The following is a 19,023-nucleotide window of genomic DNA, read 5'->3' as shown; positions in this document are numbered from 1 at the left end:
CGAATCAGGACACTTTGAAACTAGGTGAGTATAATGTAGTGAATATCTATACGAAAGGAAGTATGAATATGGAGGCTAATGTCAATGCAGCACCTTATATGGGGGCTAACGTAAACGCCGCACCCGTAATGGCAGCTAATGTTCCACCACAACCAACTTATGTTGCTCCTAGTTACGGATACGCTTGTCCTGAACCTTGTAACAATACCTTTGTATTGATTGTAGTATTGTTCATCTTACTAATCATTGTAGGTGCTTGTTACTTCCCTAAATGCTAGGTTAGAAAACTCGATGGTCACACAAAAAAGGACATATTATCTTAATATGTTCTTTTTTGTGTATGTTATAGAAAGTTTTTCTACCGTTAATTCTTTACATTGTCCTGAAAAGGCAGTTGGATAATAAACCTCGCTCCCTTTCCTTTTTCACTCATTACTTCAATGTGACCATGATGTAGTTGAACAAGTTGCTTAACAATGGACAACCCTAATCCAAACTCCCCATATGGATTACTCCTTCGGGAAATGTCAGCCTTATAGAAACGACTCCATATTTTTTTCACTTCATCTGGGTCAATCCCGACACCCGTATCTTCAATTTCAATAGTGGTAAATGATTCGGACATTTTTCCTCTTAGATAGATAGTTCCATCTGAAGTAAACTGGATACTATTCTTTGTAATGTTAATCAGAATTTGAATAAGTCGATCATAGTCTGCGTACACATGGACGTCAGGCTTGACATCGATGACAATCTTATTTCCTTTTTCTTCTGCTTGGATCGATAATTGTTCCTTTATAACCTCCATGGCTTCTTCTAGAACCAAATCAACCTGATTAAGTGAAACTTGATTGGAACGAATTTTTTCATAATCTAAGTTCTCATTCACAAGTCGAATCAATCGATTTGTTTCCTGATTGACTAACTGAATCCCTTTTTCTTTTTCAACTTCAGGAATCATATCGGTTCTAAGCCCTTCAATAATTCCTCTAATCGTGGTTAGTGGTGTCCGCAATTCATGAGAGACATCTGCAATAAATTGACGTCTTCTGTTTTCTAATCTTTGAATCTCTTCCATCGAAGAATTGATTTTTTCAACCATGTGATTAAAATCTTTGGCTAGTTCTCCAATCTCATCAAAATTTGAGGAAGGGACACGAACCGAATAATCACCTGAGGAAACAAGCGAAGTTGCTTCCCTCATTTTCTTAATTCTGTTCACATGTAATTTTGAAAAGAGTCCACTCAATGCAAGCGAGACTGCTAGAGCAATTAAAACGGCATACCATAGAAATTGATTCATATCGCTTATCATTTCTCTTGAACCACTAATAGGAGATGTCATTAAGATCCCGCCAACAAACATACCGTTTTCAAAATACGGTATGGCCACAAATGATACTTCTTGGTTAAAACGTTTGATGTCATGTTTTACCACTACGGTCTGACCATTCGTTATATGACTCCATTCATTCTCTGTTAAGGTAATGGAGGTGATAAACCAATCACCGGCATATAAAATTCGGCTTCTCTCATCAAAGACAGCAAATTGGATTCCGCGGTCATGAAGTACACTTGAATATTGATTTAATATTCTCTCCCTACCTAGAAGGGTGTTCTCAAAATGTCCTAAAATATTTTCACCATAAGTGGTGAGCTCATCTACCTTATTTTCATAGACGGCTCTTTCAATATAATGAGAGACAAGAAGACTCAATACTAAAAAGGCCACTAAAATAACGCCGATATGACTAATAAATTGTTGATAGAAATACTTAAGCTTCATGGTTTTCTACCGTTTCATCAAATTTATACCCCACTCCCCAAACAGTGTGGAAAAGGGGATGTGTTTGAGTCCCCAATTTTTTTCTTAATCTTTTTATATGGACATCAACCGTTCGCTCGTCTCCATAGTAATGATATCCCCAAACCCGCTCAAGTAGCTGTTCCCTAGAAAAAACTTGGCGAGGATGCTGAACGAAAAAAGAAAGTAAGTCAAACTCTTTAGGCGTTAAGTTCCCGATGGGCTCACCTTTTAAAAAAACCTCTCTTGTGTCTTTGTTAATTTTAATTAACCTAGATGCGCTTTCACCACGGTCCGTCTCGTCTTTAAGGACTTGATTATACCTACGCGAGACCGCTTTAATTCTGGCCATAAGAGCGAGTGGACTAAAGGGTTTTGTCACATAGTCATCAGCCCCCATTTCGAGCCCCAATACTTGATCCGATTCACTGTCCTTTGCAGTAAGCATAATAATGGGAACCGCGTTATTCTCGTCTCTTATTTTCCGACACAGGTTCACACCATCCATTCCTGGAAGCATCCAGTCGATAATCAGCAAATCCCATGTCTCTCTTTTATATGATTCATATCCTTCCAGACCATCATGAACAAATGTCCCTTCGATTCCTTCTTTGGAGAAGAACATTTCAATCATCGAACAGACATTTTGATTATCCTCAATGACTAGTATCTTCATCTCTTTTTCCCCTTTTTATAACTTCGGAATATCTATTTCTAAAAAATCGTGAGCTACAACTACAATTGGAAAGTATTTCTCGGCTTCCTTCTTCAATTTTAGTAAGTCCTCTTTTTGGTAACGAGCACTAAAATGGGTAAGGCACAGGGTTTCAACCGATGCCTCATGGGCTAAAATAGCTGCCTGCTTTGTGGTCGAATGGAAATAGTTCCGAGCCATTTCCTCTTCAGATTCTGAAAAAGTAGCTTCATGAACGACTACATTGGCATGACGACTTAACTCAAGATTATTTTCACAAGGGAGTGTGTCTCCTAAAATTGTAACAATTCTTCCTCGCTGGGCTGGTCCAACAAAGTCTTTACCTTGGACAAGTTGCCCATCCTCCAACTCAACAGTCTCCCCATTTTTCAACCTTTGATAAATAGGTCCAGGCTTAATTCCTAACCCCTTTAGTTTATCAACTAAAAGCGCTCCGGGTAGGTCTTTCTCTACCACTCGAAAGCCATACGATGGAATTCCATGCTTTAAGGGCTGTGCATGGACCTCCCATCCTGAATCCTCAAATATTTTTCCGCTATCGAACTCTTCAATGTTTAACACATAATTCAAATGAGTTCCTGAGACACGGAGGCTTGTTTCAACAAATTCCTTAATTCCTTTTGGACCATAAATAGTTAAAGGAGCAGTTCCTCCTTGAAAAGAGCGGCTTCCTAATAACCCTGGTAATCCAAAAATATGATCTCCATGCATATGAGTGATAAAGATTTTCTCTATTTTTCTTGGTCGAATATTAGTATGTAAAATTTGATGCTGAGTTGCTTCACCACAATCAAATAACCATATAGCACCCCGCTCAGCTAATAGCTTAAGTGCTATAGAAGTCACATTTCTCATTTTGGATGGTACACCCGATCCAGTTCCTAAAAATTGAAGCTGCATAGTTTAGTCCTTCTTTCACATCTAACATAAAGGGGTCTGCCCCCCACATCTTCTATCTAGTATATAGCAGTGCTACTAATCAATCTAGATATCGATATTGTGAGGAGTCACACCCCTACTTTGATTTCTTAATTGTCTTGATGTTTCATTACTTCTTGTAGTGAGACCTTTCGTAGTTTCCTCTTGGAAACAAACAATGACAACTGATAGGTTAATAAAATGATGAGTAACCCTATCATTATCCAAATAGGCTGTAGTTTCACCGGCAGTGCGAAGCTTGTTTCACTAGCTAAATATCGAACGACCTCATTCATTGCTAAAAGTGAAATTGGAATTGAAATGATATACCCCACTAAGACAACAGTCGTGTATAGATTTAATACCATTTTCGCTATTGTCTTATCTTCATAGCCTAATACTTTGAGCATTGAAATCGTATAGGTGTTTTCCTCTAGTATCATATTTGTCAATAATGACATAATTAAAACACCGATTGTAATAGCAATTCCCGCTGTAATCAGTATGGAATATCTCGATGGACCAATTAGTGACTCGAATGAGTCTACAATTTTTGCCTTATCCTCTAGCATAAAGATTTCACTCTGATCATTAGGTTCATTCAGTGTCCAAGCACCTGTATAGGATTTGGCAGGAAAACCAGCAAACTCATTTACAGTATGACGACTTGCATAAATAGTGGCACCTGTATAAGCCTCCACAATACCTTGTACGGTGAACGTATGAGTATCACCATTTGTTGCACTAATAAGAGAAATTTGATCGCCTATTTCAAGGTTGTGAGAGTAGGAGATCACCTGGTTAATAATAACCCCCTCTTCTAAAGCCTTTTTTATATTTCCTTCTAAGTTTGCTTCTTCTAAATTTACCAGTGTAACATCTGAGTCGACACCATAGAGTGAAACCGATGGACCTGATATCTCCTTTTCTTGACCACCAACAGTAATGGTATCAATTTCAGATTGAATGAGAGTAAAAGGATCACCGTCAACCTCTTCTGTCTGAAGTCCTTTGTAATAAACACCATAATTATATTGATTCACATTTTGAAAGGTTTCCGTAAATAAAACATCAATAGAATTCATATTAAGAAATCCAAAAATCAATGTAACAGACGAGAATATCGAACCAATTAACATATAAAACATTCGACTTTTACTACGAAGCATTGCCCTTACTCTGTACTTCGTTTGATAGTTTGAGAATTTAGAAATAAAGCTTTGTCCCCTCACCTTTTGGTTAATCTGATGTCCGGACTGCTCCCCTTTCATTAAGGTTAGTGGGTCACTAGAAACCTTACGAAAGATAGCTATTCCACTAATTACGAGTAGTAATAATACGGGTACAAGAATGGCTAACACAAACGAGAAAACACTTCCCACTGACGTAAACGTTGGGATATGGTAAAAGTCTGTATAGAGTGTTTGTAGCGGTGATGAGAGAACCCATCCTAAAAGGGAACCTAGGATTGTTCCTAGCAACCCAACCAATAATGGCAAAGAAATATAAGCTTTTAATAATTCAAATCTTTGATATCCTAATGCCTTTAAAGTTCCAATTTGCTTACGTTCCCACTCAATTTGCTTTGTTACAAGCAGTGTCACCATCATAATGGCCATTAAGGTAATAATGAGCGGTAAGAAGGAAGAAAACTTCATCGAGCCTTCAACTTCCGTCTCAAACGTTGAAATAGCAGGGTTCTCATTGGCATTCGTCCACTTTAACACGGGTATTAACTTGTTGATCTCTTGTTTCACTTTTGTTAGTTCCATCTCGCTGCTATTTAAACCTGAATATTGGATAACACTCGGAAGGCCAAGATAGCTTAAACCATCAACAGTAAGTAGACCAACGCCGAAATCACCGGGCATGGACATCAGATTCGCTTCGTTCTCAATAGGGTAAATATAATCTGGTAGATATACCAATCCCGAGATTTCAAAGGTTTGATTATTTAATTTGAGATTATCCCCAACCGTTAGCCCTAATATTGCGGCATACTTTTCTGCCAAAGCCACTTCATTTTCGTTTGTGGGTATAACCCCTTCTGTTAAGTAAGGCTGATTGATATTAGTAGGAATGGTTAATAAACGAAGCGTTCTATCTCCATCCACGGACACATCCACAAATGAACGTTCTTCGAGTTCGATTCCCATTTTCTGTTCTAATTTTGCAACTTGCTCCGCTTCCATCCGATCAGCAGAAATAAATTGAAAACTTTCTTGTTGATAATTTTCCTTAAACATTTGGTAGCTCTTATCTAGGCTAGTTAGAGAATTCGTCATCATAATATACAGCATCACGGCAATCATTAACAAAATGATTGAGCCTAACGACTGCATTTTTCGCTTCCAAATTGTTCGCATTACACCTTTTTGTAAACTCATACCCATTTCACCTGCTTGGCCGGTATCGGTGTTCCATTATTAGATTGTGAGATTAACTCTCCACTTTTCATTTTCAATACAACATGTGCCATTTCACTGATTCCAGGGTTATGGGTGATAATTAAAACTGTGGTCCCATATTTTTCTTGAATAGTTTGAAGTAACTCTAGTACCATTTTTCCGGTTTCTTCATCTAATGCACCGGTTGGTTCATCACAAAGCAAGATAGAAGGGTTTTTTATTAATGCTCTTGCAATCGCTGTTCGTTGTTGCTCACCACCACTTAGCTGATGAGGGAATTTATCCTTTTTGTCTAACATGCCAACCCCTTCAAGTACTTCTTCTATTGTTAAAGGATTTTCACTGATTTGAGCCCCAACTTCAACATTCTCATAAACCGTTAAACTTGGAATTAAATTATATGCTTGAAATATGAAGCCAATTGCCTCTCGGCGGTATTGAGTCAGTTTCCGATCTGAAAGATTCGCAACTTCCCACCCGTTTACTATCACACTTCCCTGATTAGGTTGATCGATCCCACCAATAACATTTAACAGTGTTGATTTTCCAGATCCTGATGGCCCTAAAATTACAACCATCTTTCCATCCGGTATTTCAACATCTACTCCCTTTAATGCTTTGACCAATATATCTCCAGATTGATACGTTTTCGTCACATTCTCTAATCGTATTGCCATATTTCTCCCCCCAGAATTTATCATTCTTCCCTTATATATTATCCTACAAGTTCCATTACCACAATGAAATTATGAAATAATTTAACTAATATAGTTCATAATTTTAATTTACTTAATAATTATTGCATCTTTTTAGAATTTATGTCCGAATATATTTGCGTTTCGGGGCAGAAAAGGATAACATTTTATACGGAAAAAGCCTGAAAAGGTGTCATTAATAATATGAAGAGAATACATATTGCCGATTTTCCCTTTAAATTAGCAAAAGTGAGGTAACATAAGTGATCGAAAATCAAAAACCAACTGCACTCATTACGATTTTTGGCGCAACAGGAGACTTAGCCAATCGCAAGCTATATCCTTCCCTTTACCATTTGTATAAGAAAGACAAACTTGATCAAAAGTTCGCTGTTATTGGGGTGGCACGAAGAGAACTTATGCCAGATCAATTCCAAGAACAAGTGAGACAATCCATATTGGAACATGTGGGGACTAACGAAAATCTTGATGAATTCGTTTCTCACTTTTATTATCACTCCCTTGATGTATCCAACACAGAACATTACCATGACTTGAAAAATCTTGTTGACGAACTAGACGCCCATTATCAATTGAATGGAAATCGTGTTTTCTATTTAGCCATGGCTCCACAATTCTTTGGAACCATTGCTGAATCGTTATATAAGCAACAGTTGAAATCGGATAATGGATTTAACCGACTCGTTATTGAGAAACCATTTGGCCATGACTATCCATCAGCAAAAGAATTAAATGACCATATTCGCCTTGCGTTTTCAGAGGATGAGATTTACCGAATTGACCACTATCTTGGTAAAGAGATGGTTCAAAATATTGAGGTTATTCGTTTTGCAAACGCTATTTTTGAACCACTATGGAATAATCGTTTTATTTCTAACATTCAAGTCACATCTAGTGAAACACTTGGGGTAGAGGATCGTGGCCGTTACTACGAGGGTAGTGGAGCACTTCGGGATATGGTACAAAATCATATGCTGCAGATGGTTGCTTTACTAGCAATGGAACCACCTATTCGTCTCAATACCAATGAGATTAGAAGTGAGAAGGTTAAGGTATTACGTGCCCTTCGCCCTTTAGAGGGTGACGAAATCTCAAATAGTTTTGTAAGAGGTCAATATAATGCTGGAGTAAGTAAAGGGAAGCAAGTCAAGTCTTACCGAGAAGAAGAACATGTGGATTCTAATTCCAACACTGAGACATTCGTAGCTGGAAAAATTATGATTGACAATTTCAGATGGGCTGGTGTCCCGATTTATATTCGTACTGGTAAACGTTTAACAGAAAAGTCAACAAAAATTGTTGTTCAATTCAAAGATATCCCGATGAACCTTTATATGAAAACTGAAGAAACTTTGAATCCGAATCTATTGGTGATTCATATACAACCAGACGAAGGTATTACGCTTCACTTGAATGTGAAAAAATCTGGACAGTTTGTAGAAACCACACCTGTTAAATTAAATTTCTCAAATAAGAGCGTTGATGGAATGAATACACCAGAAGCTTATGAAAAATTACTCTACGATTGCCTAAGAGGAGATGCTACAAATTTTGCACATTGGGACGAAGTAGCTTTATCCTGGACCTACGTCGATCCAATTGCGAAAGCCTGGGAGCAAACTAAAGAAAGCTCTTTTCCTAACTATTCATCTGGTTCCATGGGTCCAGATGAAGCAGACAAGCTGCTTGAGAAGGATGGCTTCCACTGGTGGCCAGTTACCGATTTAGATGTTGAAAACTGTTAGAATCATGAATGCAAAAGGGACCCTCTCATTTTATGACGTGGGCCCCTTTTATTTTGGCTTATCTACACCTTTACTTATAATAGATTTACCATGCTTTTTATAAAGCTGTTGCAAAGTTTCATTCAGTTTATAATCCTTTTCATCTTTTTCATAAGAAAATAAATCTAATTGTTGGGTGACACTCTTCTTATCCACTAACTGGGTAGCGGTTACACCTAATAAACGGACAGGATCTTCATTCCAGTTTTCAATAAAAAGCTTCTTTACATATGGTAATAGCTCTTCTGTTTTGTACATAGGTCTGGCCAAGGTCATACTGCGGTTCGTATTCTTGCGGTTAAAATATCGAATCGTAACTTGAACCCCTTCTGTAACGTACCCCCTTGTATAAAGCCTCTTACTCACACGGTCTGTTAAGGATTCGAGGACTCTTTCTAATGTGTGTAAATCCTCCGTATCTGTAGGTAATGTGGTTGAATTTCCGATGGATTTAATCTCATTCACACTTTCTGGATCTACCTTCCTTCGGTCAATCCCATTAGCACGTTCCCACAGCTTCTTCCCGTTAACACCTAATGCTACTTTTAGTGTTAACTCAGGGGCTTTAGCCAAATCTCCAATAGTATGAAAACCAAGTTTCTTTAACTTTTCTGCAGTTTTCTTCCCTATTCCGTGCATCTCTTGAATCTCTAATGGCCACAATTTATGAGTCATATCTCTTTTTCTGAGAACCGTAATCCCTAATGGTTTCTTCATATCTGATGCCATTTTCGCTAGAAATTTATTAGGTGCTACACCAATACTGCAGGGAAGTTGCAGTTCATCTAGTAACCTATCTTGAATCGCTTGAGCTAATTTCAACGGATGTAGGTTACCCTCTACTTCGGTCACATCCATATATCCTTCATCGATGGAGACAGGTTCAACCCATTCGGTATAGCTTTTCAGAATTTCAAACATCCGCTTAGAGACTGACCGATACTTATCAAAATCAGGTTCCTTTACAATTAAATTCGGACAGAGTTTTTTGGCTTCCCATATTGGCATGGTTGCCTTTACTCCAAACTTTCTAGCCTCGTAGCTACATGTTACAATAATTCCTCTTCTTTCTTTAGCGTTGCCTGCTATTGCAAGAGGCTTCCCCTTAAGCTCCGGGTGAAAGGCCATTTCTACTGATGCGTAGTAGCTATTCATATCAATATGAAAGATAACTCTTGCTTTTGATTCCATTATAATATGCACCTACTTTTGTGAAAAAGTTTAGTTTTTCATAAGAAAAGCTGCCTCATGCGGCAGCTTCACTTATTAGACAAGATTTAAGCTATCGGATAATGCAAAAGCATCGATAACAGGTACCAACTGGTCATTCCAAAGAACCACACTTGAAAAAAATGTATTTTCTTTACTTTGCGCTAGACCTAAATCTTGCTTTTCTACGTTCGTTCCGTTAATCATCTCAGCTTCTTCAAATGGAATAGCATACGGTACTTGTCCCGTTTCCACATACAACAAACGAGTTGTTTCTGTAACCGAAAAAGGTTGATCATATAAAAAATTTTGTAGATCAACAACAACTGCTTGTTCGCCCCTAATATCTGAATACCCAAGAACTAAACCTTCAGCTGAAGAGTTTTCATTCTTATAAGGTTCAATAGATTTTACATGGTTTAAGTCCATTGCAAAAGTCTGACCGCCAATGGTAAACATAACTGCATGACCTAAAGTTGACATCTTCTTCTCTCCCTCAAAAGACCAGTTTATTGACTTACTTCACTAATGATAGCTAGTACCATTTCAGTCAATTTATTTAATTCCTCAACTGGCATACGCTCATTTGTTGTATGAATTTCTTCATACCCAACTGATAAATTGACAGTAGGGACTCCCATACCTGCAAAAACGTTTGCGTCACTACCTCCGCCGCTTCGTAACAACTCGCAACTTCTGCCAATCTTACTTGCTGCTCTTTGAGCAACCTGAACAACTAAATCATTATCAGAGTATTTGAAGCCTGGGTACATAACTTGGATATCAACTTCGGCTTTGCCACCCATTTCTTCAGCTGCTTGTTCAAAGGCAGCTTTCATTTTTGCTACCTGCTGTTCCATTTTTTCAGGTACTAATGAGCGAGCTTCCGCTAAAATATCAACACGGTCAGCCACGATATTCGTTTGAGTTCCACCTTCGAAACGACCGATGTTTGCTGTTGTTTCTTCATCAATTCGTCCTAGTGGCATTTTTGCAACTGCCTTAGCAGCAACTGTAATCGCAGATACACCTTTTTCAGGTGCTACACCAGCGTGAGCTGTTTTGCCAAAAATCGTTGCCTTTACTTTCGCTTGTGTAGGTGCTGCAATAATGACATTACCTACAGCTCCATCACTATCCAATGCATAGCCATATTTAGCTTTTACATGGGAAGGATCTAAAGCTTTAGCCCCGACCAATCCTGATTCTTCACCAACTGTAATGATAAATTGAATCTGTCCATGTGCTGTGTTTTCTTCTTTTAATGTACGGATTGCTTCTAACATAACAGCAATACCAGCTTTGTCATCAGCACCAAGTATAGTTGTTCCATCTGTAACGACATATCCATCTTTAACACTTGGCTTGATCCCTTTTCCAGGAACTACTGTATCCATATGGCAAGTGAAGTATATTGGGTCAATACCTTCCTTAGTTGCAGGGAGGGTACAAATTAAGTTTCCAGCCCCATGGCCAGTTTCACCTGTTGTATCATCTTCAATAACTTCTAGCCCTAAAGTAGTAAATTTCTCCTTTAAAACTTTAGCAATCTCTGCTTCGAATTTTGTTTCTGAATCTACTTGTACAAGTTCTAAAAACTCTTGTAATAAACGATCTGCATTCATTATGTATGTCCCTCCGTTTTTATGCTTCTATTCTAGTATAACGTTCATGTTTAAATAGATACAAGACTCGAGACCTAATGATTGTTTTTTACAGGGGAATATTCCCATGCTTTTTAGTTGGACGGTGCTCTTTTTTATTCTTTAGCATTTCTAATGCTTGTGCCAGCTTTATTCTTGTTTCTCTCGGGTCAATAACATCGTCTACCATCCCCATACTAGCTGCTACATATGGGTTTGCGAATTTTTCACGGTATTCTTCAATCTTTTCTGCTCTAACTTCTTCAGGATTTTCACTCGTTGCAATTTCTTTTGCAAATATAATATTGGCTGCTCCCTGTGGCCCCATAACGGCTATTTCTGCGTTTGGCCATGCATATACAAGGTCTGCACCAATAGATTTACTATTTAATGCCACATAAGCCCCACCATAGGCTTTACGCAGAATCACTGTAATTTTGGGAACTGTAGCTTCAGAGTAGGCATATAAAATCTTAGCACCGTGGCGGATAATTCCTCCATGCTCCTGCTTTACTCCTGGGAAGAATCCCGTTACGTCTTCGAATGTAATGAGTGGAATGTTAAAAGAGTCACAGAACCGGATAAAACGTGCTGCTTTATCAGAGGAATTAATGTCAAGTCCTCCTGCCATCACCTTTGGTTGGTTACAAACCAAACCAACTGTCTCCCCTTTTATTTTTGCAAAGCCCACTACTATATTCTTAGCAAATTCTCGATGAACCTCAAAGAATGAATGTTCATCTACAATTTCGTTAATGACTAGTCGAACATCATAAGGGCGAATAGGATCAAATGGAATAATATCCGTTAGGTCCGGACGAAAATCATCTTTTATCTCAGTCTGCTCGATTGGGGCAGATTGCTCATTATTCTGTGGTAAATAACGAACTAATGTACGAACCTGTTCTAAAACTTCCTCTTCCGTTTTTCCACGGAAGTGTGCGTTTCCACTTATAGCGTTATGTACTTCAGAACCACCTAAATCTTCAGAAGAAATCTTTTCACCTGTTACCGTTTCAATGACTTTTGGTCCTGTTATAAACATTTGGCTTGTTTTGTCGACCATAAACACAAAGTCAGTAATAGCCGGTGAATAAACGGCTCCTCCCGCACATGGTCCCATAATGACGGAAATTTGAGGGATTACACCTGAATAAATGGCATTTCGATAAAAAACATGACCATAGCCATCTAATGAAACAACACCTTCTTGGATTCGTGCTCCCCCTGAATCATTTAACCCGATAAAAGGGGTGCCATTTTTTGCTGCTAAATCCATGACGTTGGCTATTTTTTTAGCATGCATTTCACCAAGTGCTCCACCAAAAACGGTAAAATCTTGAGAAAACAAATAAATCGGACGTCCATGGATTTTTCCATAACCAGTAACAACACCATCTCCAGGGCCCTTAACATCACCTAATCCAAAGTCATGGCTTCGGTGTTCAATGAAAGGATTTAATTCTACAAATGTTCCTTCATCTACTAAAAGCTCAATTCTTTCCCTGGCGGTCAGCTTTCCTTTTTCATGTTGTTTATTAATTTTGTCATCTCCACCGCCAAGCTCTATTTCACGCCTTTTATCATACAACTCGCTAATTTTTTCATAGATGTCCATTTCTAATCTTTCACCTCAACCTTATTTTTCACAAATTTCATATAATACGCCATTTGCCTGTTTAGGGTGTAAGAAGATCACCTTAGCCCCGCCTGCACCGGGCTGTGGGGTTTCTTGAACAAGACGAGCCCCTTCAGACTTTAACCTCTTAACCTCTGCTTCAATATCGTCCACAAGGAAAGCAACATGGTGCATACCTTCCCCTTTTTTCTCAATAAACTTGGCTATTGCAGAATCTGGATGTATAGGTTCAAGTAATTCTAACTTTGTATTCAGTGCTTGTAGGAACGCAACTTTTACTCCTTGAGAGGGAACTTCTTCCGTCTTGGTTAACTCAAGCTTCATCACATTTTGATAAAAAGGTAAAACTTGATCTATTGAACGTACAGCAATACCGATATGATCTACTTTTTCCAAGGAGCTTCCTCCAATCATCATATTTCTTTTCCACTCTATAACATTCTTTATATATGTCGAAATTCCTGCAACTTTTTAAGCATGACAAGAAGCAGTTTCCATGTAACACTTGTTGAAAATGCCATATCCTTGTACAATAGGGATAGGATAAGCGAAGAAGGGGGCAACCGATATGAAAAATAAAAAATTGAGAAAAATCGTAGTTTACTTAATGCTTTTTGCTATGATTGCTTCTACTCTTCTTATCGGAATGACTATGTTTTTATAATAGTGAACAAAAAAGAGTGACCTCTAGTGATTATCTTTCCATCACTAAAGGCCACTCTATTTTTTTGGATTCATCCATGATGGCTCCGGCTTCCTTGGCCAGCTCTTCAAACGATTTGTAAGATGAAACAATTAAGATCTTTGTACCAATCGGCACCCTGTCAAATAATGCTTCAACATCTTCCTTCCGCATCCGAATACATCCGTTCGAAACATAAGCACCTATGGATTCTGGCCTGTTTGTCCCATGAACACCGTACGTTCTTCCAATTGTATCAAGCGCATCAAACCCAATCCACCGACTCCCTAATGGGTTTCTGGGATGACCACCCGGCATATTCAGCTTTCGATAATAAGGGTTAATAGCCTTAACTGTTACAGTAAACGTCCCTTCAGGAGTTAGATCATTCGTTTTACCCGTTGCAACAGGAAATACTTCAATCTTTTCTTCATGTACAAACGCAAGCTGATTATTTTTCTTATTGACTATAATAAACGGATCACCTGGCAATGGATTTTCACCGATTGGCCAGATTGGAGAAACAACAGATATATATAAAATAGCAAGTAATATTTTCAATTTAATCACCCATTATTATTGTGGGTGTCAGAGCTACATTCCATACAAGTTCAGCTTTTCCAAAAACTGTTTAACCTTTCTGGTAGATTCCCCTAAAATGGCTCTTGATTTGGAGATATTTCTCCATTTCACTTACAAAATTAAGAAGGGCAGCTCTTTCTTCGAACTCATCCCTCGTAGTTGGAAGTGGCATCTCCTTAAATTCATGCTTCATTTGATACAACTTGTATAAAAAGTGATGGGCTGTATTTCCCGGGTGAACGTGAGTACTGAGCTCTTCTATAAAATTTGCTACTTTAATTCTTTGAGGACTATTAAATTGAAACGAGGTGAGTAAAGGTAATAACCTTTCAATCAACTCAAATTGTTTTTCCCGCATTTTAAAATATGTATAGTAGATATTTTCCCCTTGGAGGAGATTGTTCTCTAAATCTTTTGAAGCTAAAGCTTTCCCTTCTTTTATCTTCTCAGATACATCTGTAATCTCAGCTCCCTGCCAAAGCTCCTCGTTTGTTTTTAAGTAATGCGCCATTTCACTCAGTATGGATGAAAAATGTTTCTCAATCTCGTCTTTCAGTTCTCCCATATTTTTATCTAATGAAGGCATATAAATATTTAAAATTAAAGCAACCAGAATTCCTATCAAAATAATATACGATTCATTTACAATTAAATGGAATGAAACTTGTCCTGCCATATACACATGGAGAATGATTACACTTGATGTGACAATGCCTTCTTGTATCTTCCATTTAACGGTAATAGGAATAAAAATAAGTAGAAGTACACCTATGACAATCGGATGATAGGCAATCCATTCAAACATAGCACTAGCTAAAAATAAAGATAGAAAACAAGCTAAAATTCGATCAAATGCAGCTTTCAACGATTTTCTTCTTGTAGGTTTTATACAAAGAATGGTTAAAATTCCTGCAGAAGCAAAGTTATCCAATCCAAAAAACTGTGCAATCATGATAGCGATGACTGTTCCTATTGCTGTTTTCAGTGTCCGATACCCAATTTTAAACATGTATTTTCCCTCTAGATTTGTAAGTTTGGCTTCTTAACAGTATGAGTTATTGTGTCAATTTCATTCTTTAATAAAAGTGAACAAAAAAACTGCCTCCAAATTTTCAGCTTTGTAGGCAGTTATCATTTCGGTATTAAACTTCTTCACAATACTGATCAAAGTATTCTTGAAGCTTATTTACAACAGACGCAGGATCATGTCCCTCAATTTCGTGACGCTCCACCATAGTAAGGATTTTTCCGTCTTTTAGTAATGCAAAAGAAGGGGATGATGGTGGGTAACCTTCAAAAAAGTTTCTAGCTTCAGCTGTTGCTTCTTTATCTTGACCGGCAAATACGGTTACTAATTGGTCTGGTCTCTTATCATAGTGGACTGCATAACTTGCAGCAGGTCTCGCAATTCCGCCTGCACATCCACAAACAGAGTTTACCATTACTAAAGTGGTACCCTTTTTGTTTAAGACTTCTTGAACTTCTTCTGGTGTTTTTAATTCTGTATATCCAGCCGCAACGATTTCTTGTCGCGCTTGACGAACTACATCATTCATAAATAAATTAAAATCCATTTCCACTTGAATCTCTCCTTTTTAGGACTTACTCCCTTATCATACCAAGTAAGTAGACTCTTTTTCAAATTTTTTAAAGAGAGAGGTTTGAATTATTTAAGGAGTGGGTAATATATTAGTACATCTAGATCCATACCCCTAAACTCCCTGGATCTTTGGGATAGCGCACCCACGCTATCCCATTTTTATTTTTTCCTCTCATATACATCAAAAAGGTTCATAACAGCTTGTGTAACCGTCAATGTCCCTTCCGTTACATCCTGCATATATTTCTGTACAAGCACCTTAATTTCTGGGTTACCATAGAAGCGATTTTCTAATTCATCTCGTATCGACTGGTTTAGCCATTGCCGTGTTTGCAGCTTTCTTCTTTCATAAAAAACTTGGGACTCTTTTGTTTGCTTTGAAAAGTTTATAATAACTTCCCAAATTTCCTTCAGCCCTTTTTTGTATAAAGCAGAGAGTGTATATGCTCTTGTTCGCCAACCTTTTGTTGCAGGCTGAACAAGTGATAATATTTGATTATATTCTCGCCTAGCTAGCAGAGCGTTCTTTTCGTTTTCACCATCCGCTTTATTCACTACAATGGCATCTGCCAATTCCATTATGCCTTTTTTCATGCCTTGTAGGTCATCCCCAGCCCCAGTAATAACAAGCAATAAGAAAAAGTCTACCAACTCTCTAACAATGACTTCGCTCTGTCCCACACCTACTGTTTCAACGAAAATGATATCGTAACCCGCTGCTTCACAAAGAAGGATCGATTCCCTTGTTTTTCGATGAACACCACCTAAGGTTCCGCCTGAAGGGGATGGGCGGATAAAAGCGTTTGGATGCTTTGAGAGCTCTTCCATCCGTGTTTTGTCTCCTAAAATGCTTCCACCACTAACACTTGAACTAGGGTCAACAGCTAAAACAGCTAACCGATGACCCTGCTCACACAGCATCAACCCAATAGATTCAATAAAAGTACTTTTTCCAGCACCTGGGACCCCAGTAATCCCAATCCGAATGGACTTCCCGCTATGAGGTAATAATGAATGCAAAAGATCTTGAGCTTGTTTTTGTTTTGCCTGTGTTTGGCTTTCCACTAATGTTACTGCTCTCGCTAACATATTCCGGTTTCCAGCCAATATCTCCTTGCTCATTTCTTCTATGTCAAAAGATTGTTCTCGGACTTTACGAAACTTATGATTTTGTTTTTCCGTCATTCTTATTCCTCGACCTTTTCATAACCTAAACGCGTATAGATTTCTTCTATCATTTTTTGAGCGGCAAGTGGTATAACGGTTCCTGGCCCAAAAATAAAGGAAGCTCCATTTTCTAAAAGAAATGAATAATCCTGGGACGGAATAACTCCACCAATCACAATCATGATATCCTCTCGTCCTAAAGCCTTTAACTCTCTAACAAGTTTTGGTAGAAGGGCTTTATGACCAGCCGCAAGTGAGCTTACACCAATCACGTGAACATCATTTTCAACAGCTTGCTTTGCCGTTTCTTCCGGTGTTTGGAATAAAGGACCCATATCGACATCAAATCCAAGATCACTAAAAGCAGTCCCAATCACTTTTGCCCCACGGTCATGACCATCCTGCCCCATCTTTGCCACAAGCATACGGGGCCTTCTACCTTCTAATGATAGAAATTCTTCTGTCATTTGAATGACTGATTTCATGTTCTCTTCATTTTCATAATTAGCTGAATACACGCCAGATACACTCCTAATGACGGCACGATGTCTACCACTTACTTTTTCAATAGCAGAGGAAATTTCTCCAAGTGTCGCTCTCACCCTTGCAGCCTCTACTGCCAATTCTAGTAAGTTCCCTACGCCAGTAGTAACGGCTTCTGTTATCTTTTCAAGAGCAACTTCAACCTTTTGGCTATCTCGGGATGCCTTTAATTCCTTCAGTTTTTCAAGTTGCTTTTTCTTTACCTCTTCTTGATCTATATCTAAAATATCGAAGCTTTCTTCTTGATCGACTCTGTAACGGTTCACTCCAATAATGGCTTCTTTTCCTGAGTCAATTAAAGCTTGGCGTCTAGTAGCTGCCTCTTCTATTTTCAGCTTCGGTAAGCCCGCTTCAATCGCTTTTGTCATCCCACCAAGCTTTTCAATTTCTTCGATATGTTCCCAAGCTTTCTCCATTAATTCTTCTGTTAATTTTTCTACATAGTATGAGCCAGCCCATGGGTCAATAACATTTGTTAGAAGCGTCTCTTTTTGTAAATATAGCTGCGTATTTCTAGCAATCCTTGCTGAGAAATCAGTTGGTAACGCAATTGCCTCATCTAAAGCATTCGTATGAAGCGACTGTGTATGTCCCATAACGGCTGCATGCGCTTCAATCAGTGTTCGAACAACATTGTTAAACGGATCCTGTTCCGTTAAACTCCATCCAGATGTTTGAGAGTGGGTACGTAGTGCTAATGACTTTGGATTTTTAGGTTCAAATGGTTTCATTAGTTCAGCCCAAATCCTTCTCGCCGCACGGAGTTTTGCTACTTCCATAAAGTAATTCATTCCGATTCCCCAGAAGAATGAAAGTCTTGGAGCGAAAGAATCAATATCTATTCCAGCAGCCAAACCCGTACGGACATACTCTAAACCATCAGCCAAGGTATAGGCTAATTCGATATCTGCTGGTGCTCCCGCCTCTTGCATATGATATCCGGAAATACTGATTGAATTAAACTTAGGCATATTTTTGGATGTGTACGCAAAAATATCTGAAATAATCCTCATGGAAACATTAGGTGGGTAAATATATGTGTTCCGAACCATATACTCCTTTAAAATATCGTTTTGAATGGTTCCAGACAGATCCTTTAGCTCGACGCCTTGTTCTTCTGCTGTCACAATGTAAAACGCCATAATCGAAATGACCGCACCGTTCATGGTCATCGAGACACTCATCTTATCTAATGGAATGTTTTTAAAAAGAATTTTCATATCCAGGATGGAATCGACTGCGACCCCAGCTTTCCCTACGTCTCCTTCTACTCGAGGATGATCCGAATCATACCCGCGGTGAGTTGGCAAGTCAAAAGCAACAGATAGTCCTTTTTGACCCATTTCTAGATTTCTTTTATAAAACGCATTGCTTTCCTCCGCTGTAGAAAAGCCAGCATATTGGCGAATGGTCCATGGCTTTGTCACGTACATCGTTGGATAAGGTCCTCTTGTAAAAGGTGGAAGACCCGGTAAGTCATGAAGATGCGTCATCGACTTTAAGTCTTTTTCCGTATAGAACTGCTTGATAGGGATGTTTTCATTGGTTGCTTTTGTTACATTCCCTATGATCTCTGTTATTGAGCTATTGTTTTCAAGCTGGATGTTACTAAA

The 19,023-nt window shown here is 38.4% G+C and carries 18 protein-coding genes; 3 read left to right on the top strand and 15 right to left on the bottom strand.

Going from position 1 to position 19,023, the window contains the following annotated elements; genetic code table 11:
- Positions 1–128: 128 nt before the first annotated feature.
- Complete coding sequence (locus ABDZ91_RS22025) at positions 129–278, top strand: YjcZ family sporulation protein (RefSeq protein ID WP_425541887.1); 150 nt, start codon at positions 129–131, stop codon at positions 276–278.
- Between the two features lie 86 nt (positions 279–364).
- Here ABDZ91_RS22025 and ABDZ91_RS20730 read toward each other — a convergent pair whose 3' ends face one another.
- The 5 genes from ABDZ91_RS20730 to ABDZ91_RS20710 form a co-directional block, all read right to left on the bottom strand.
- Positions 365–1,786: a sensor histidine kinase gene (locus ABDZ91_RS20730; RefSeq protein WP_343803570.1), complete on the bottom strand. Its 1,422-nt coding sequence runs from the start codon at positions 1,784–1,786 to the stop codon at positions 365–367.
- Positions 1,776–2,480, bottom strand: coding sequence for a winged helix-turn-helix domain-containing protein (locus ABDZ91_RS20725; RefSeq protein ID WP_343803567.1), 705 nt, complete (start codon positions 2,478–2,480; stop codon positions 1,776–1,778). Before ABDZ91_RS20725 ends, ABDZ91_RS20730 begins: the two co-directional genes overlap by 11 nt.
- Positions 2,481–2,495: 15 nt before the next feature.
- Positions 2,496–3,419: a ribonuclease Z gene (gene rnz, locus ABDZ91_RS20720; protein WP_343803564.1), complete on the bottom strand. Its 924-nt coding sequence runs from the start codon at positions 3,417–3,419 to the stop codon at positions 2,496–2,498.
- Positions 3,420–3,547: 128 nt separating this feature from the next.
- The gene (locus ABDZ91_RS20715; RefSeq protein ID WP_343803561.1) at positions 3,548–5,824 is read right to left on the bottom strand and encodes an ABC transporter permease; all 2,277 of its coding nucleotides are present in this window, start codon (positions 5,822–5,824) and stop codon (positions 3,548–3,550) included.
- Positions 5,821–6,522 carry an ABC transporter ATP-binding protein gene (locus tag ABDZ91_RS20710; protein ID WP_343803558.1) on the bottom strand — a complete coding sequence of 234 codons (702 nt, stop codon included), beginning with the start codon at positions 6,520–6,522 and terminating at the stop codon, positions 5,821–5,823. The genes ABDZ91_RS20715 and ABDZ91_RS20710 overlap by 4 nt, the downstream gene beginning before the upstream one ends.
- 281 nt (positions 6,523–6,803) lie before the next feature.
- Here ABDZ91_RS20710 and zwf point away from each other — a divergent pair, with 281 nt between their 5' ends.
- On the top strand, positions 6,804–8,306 hold the full coding sequence (gene zwf, locus ABDZ91_RS20705) for a glucose-6-phosphate dehydrogenase (RefSeq protein ID WP_343803555.1): 1,503 nt from the start codon (positions 6,804–6,806) through the stop codon (positions 8,304–8,306).
- A gap of 48 nt (positions 8,307–8,354) precedes the next feature.
- Here the strand turns inward: zwf and ABDZ91_RS20700 are convergent, their stop codons facing one another.
- The 5 genes from ABDZ91_RS20700 to mce all read right to left on the bottom strand — a co-directional run bounded on the left by ABDZ91_RS20700 (position 8,355) and on the right by mce (position 13,250).
- Positions 8,355–9,536 (bottom strand): DNA polymerase IV, encoded by a 1,182-nt coding sequence (locus ABDZ91_RS20700; RefSeq protein ID WP_343803552.1) that lies wholly within the window; start codon positions 9,534–9,536, stop codon positions 8,355–8,357.
- Positions 9,537–9,611: 75 nt separating this feature from the next.
- On the bottom strand, positions 9,612–10,037 hold the full coding sequence (locus ABDZ91_RS20695) for a chemotaxis protein CheW (protein WP_343803549.1): 426 nt from the start codon (positions 10,035–10,037) through the stop codon (positions 9,612–9,614).
- Between the two features lie 26 nt (positions 10,038–10,063).
- Positions 10,064–11,182: a tripeptidase T gene (locus ABDZ91_RS20690; RefSeq protein WP_343804262.1), complete on the bottom strand. Its 1,119-nt coding sequence runs from the start codon at positions 11,180–11,182 to the stop codon at positions 10,064–10,066.
- Between the two features lie 85 nt (positions 11,183–11,267).
- Positions 11,268–12,815, bottom strand: coding sequence for an acyl-CoA carboxylase subunit beta (locus ABDZ91_RS20685; protein WP_343803546.1), 1,548 nt, complete (start codon positions 12,813–12,815; stop codon positions 11,268–11,270).
- A gap of 21 nt (positions 12,816–12,836) precedes the next feature.
- On the bottom strand, positions 12,837–13,250 hold the full coding sequence (mce, locus tag ABDZ91_RS20680) for a methylmalonyl-CoA epimerase (RefSeq protein WP_343804260.1): 414 nt from the start codon (positions 13,248–13,250) through the stop codon (positions 12,837–12,839).
- A gap of 154 nt (positions 13,251–13,404) precedes the next feature.
- On the opposite strand from mce, the gene prli42 reads away from it, so the two are divergent.
- Positions 13,405–13,500 carry a stressosome-associated protein Prli42 gene (gene prli42, locus ABDZ91_RS20675; protein ID WP_343803543.1) on the top strand — a complete coding sequence of 32 codons (96 nt, stop codon included), beginning with the start codon at positions 13,405–13,407 and terminating at the stop codon, positions 13,498–13,500.
- Between the two features lie 30 nt (positions 13,501–13,530).
- Here the strand turns inward: prli42 and ABDZ91_RS20670 are convergent, their stop codons facing one another.
- The 5 genes from ABDZ91_RS20670 to scpA form a co-directional block, all read right to left on the bottom strand.
- Positions 13,531–14,079, bottom strand: coding sequence for a L,D-transpeptidase (locus ABDZ91_RS20670; protein WP_343803540.1), 549 nt, complete (start codon positions 14,077–14,079; stop codon positions 13,531–13,533).
- 70 nt (positions 14,080–14,149) lie between these two features.
- A complete protein-coding gene (locus ABDZ91_RS20665) occupies positions 14,150–15,109 on the bottom strand; it encodes an aromatic acid exporter family protein (protein ID WP_343803537.1) in 960 nt (319 codons plus the stop codon).
- Between the two features lie 133 nt (positions 15,110–15,242).
- Positions 15,243–15,680, bottom strand: coding sequence for a BrxA/BrxB family bacilliredoxin (locus ABDZ91_RS20660; protein WP_343803535.1), 438 nt, complete (start codon positions 15,678–15,680; stop codon positions 15,243–15,245).
- A 179-nt stretch (positions 15,681–15,859) separates the two neighbouring features.
- On the bottom strand, positions 15,860–16,885 hold the full coding sequence (gene meaB, locus ABDZ91_RS20655) for a methylmalonyl Co-A mutase-associated GTPase MeaB (protein WP_343803532.1): 1,026 nt from the start codon (positions 16,883–16,885) through the stop codon (positions 15,860–15,862).
- Positions 16,886–16,887: 2 nt separating this feature from the next.
- Positions 16,888–19,014, bottom strand: a complete 2,127-nt coding sequence (gene scpA, locus ABDZ91_RS20650) for a methylmalonyl-CoA mutase (protein ID WP_343804258.1) — start codon at positions 19,012–19,014, stop codon at positions 16,888–16,890.
- Positions 19,015–19,023: the final 9 nt, after the last annotated feature.

This window comes from Bacillus carboniphilus (assembly GCF_039522365.1).
GTDB classification, from domain to species: domain Bacteria; phylum Bacillota; class Bacilli; order Bacillales; family JC228; genus Bacillus_BF; species Bacillus_BF carboniphilus.
This window is presented reverse-complemented; position numbering and strand designations above follow the sequence as displayed.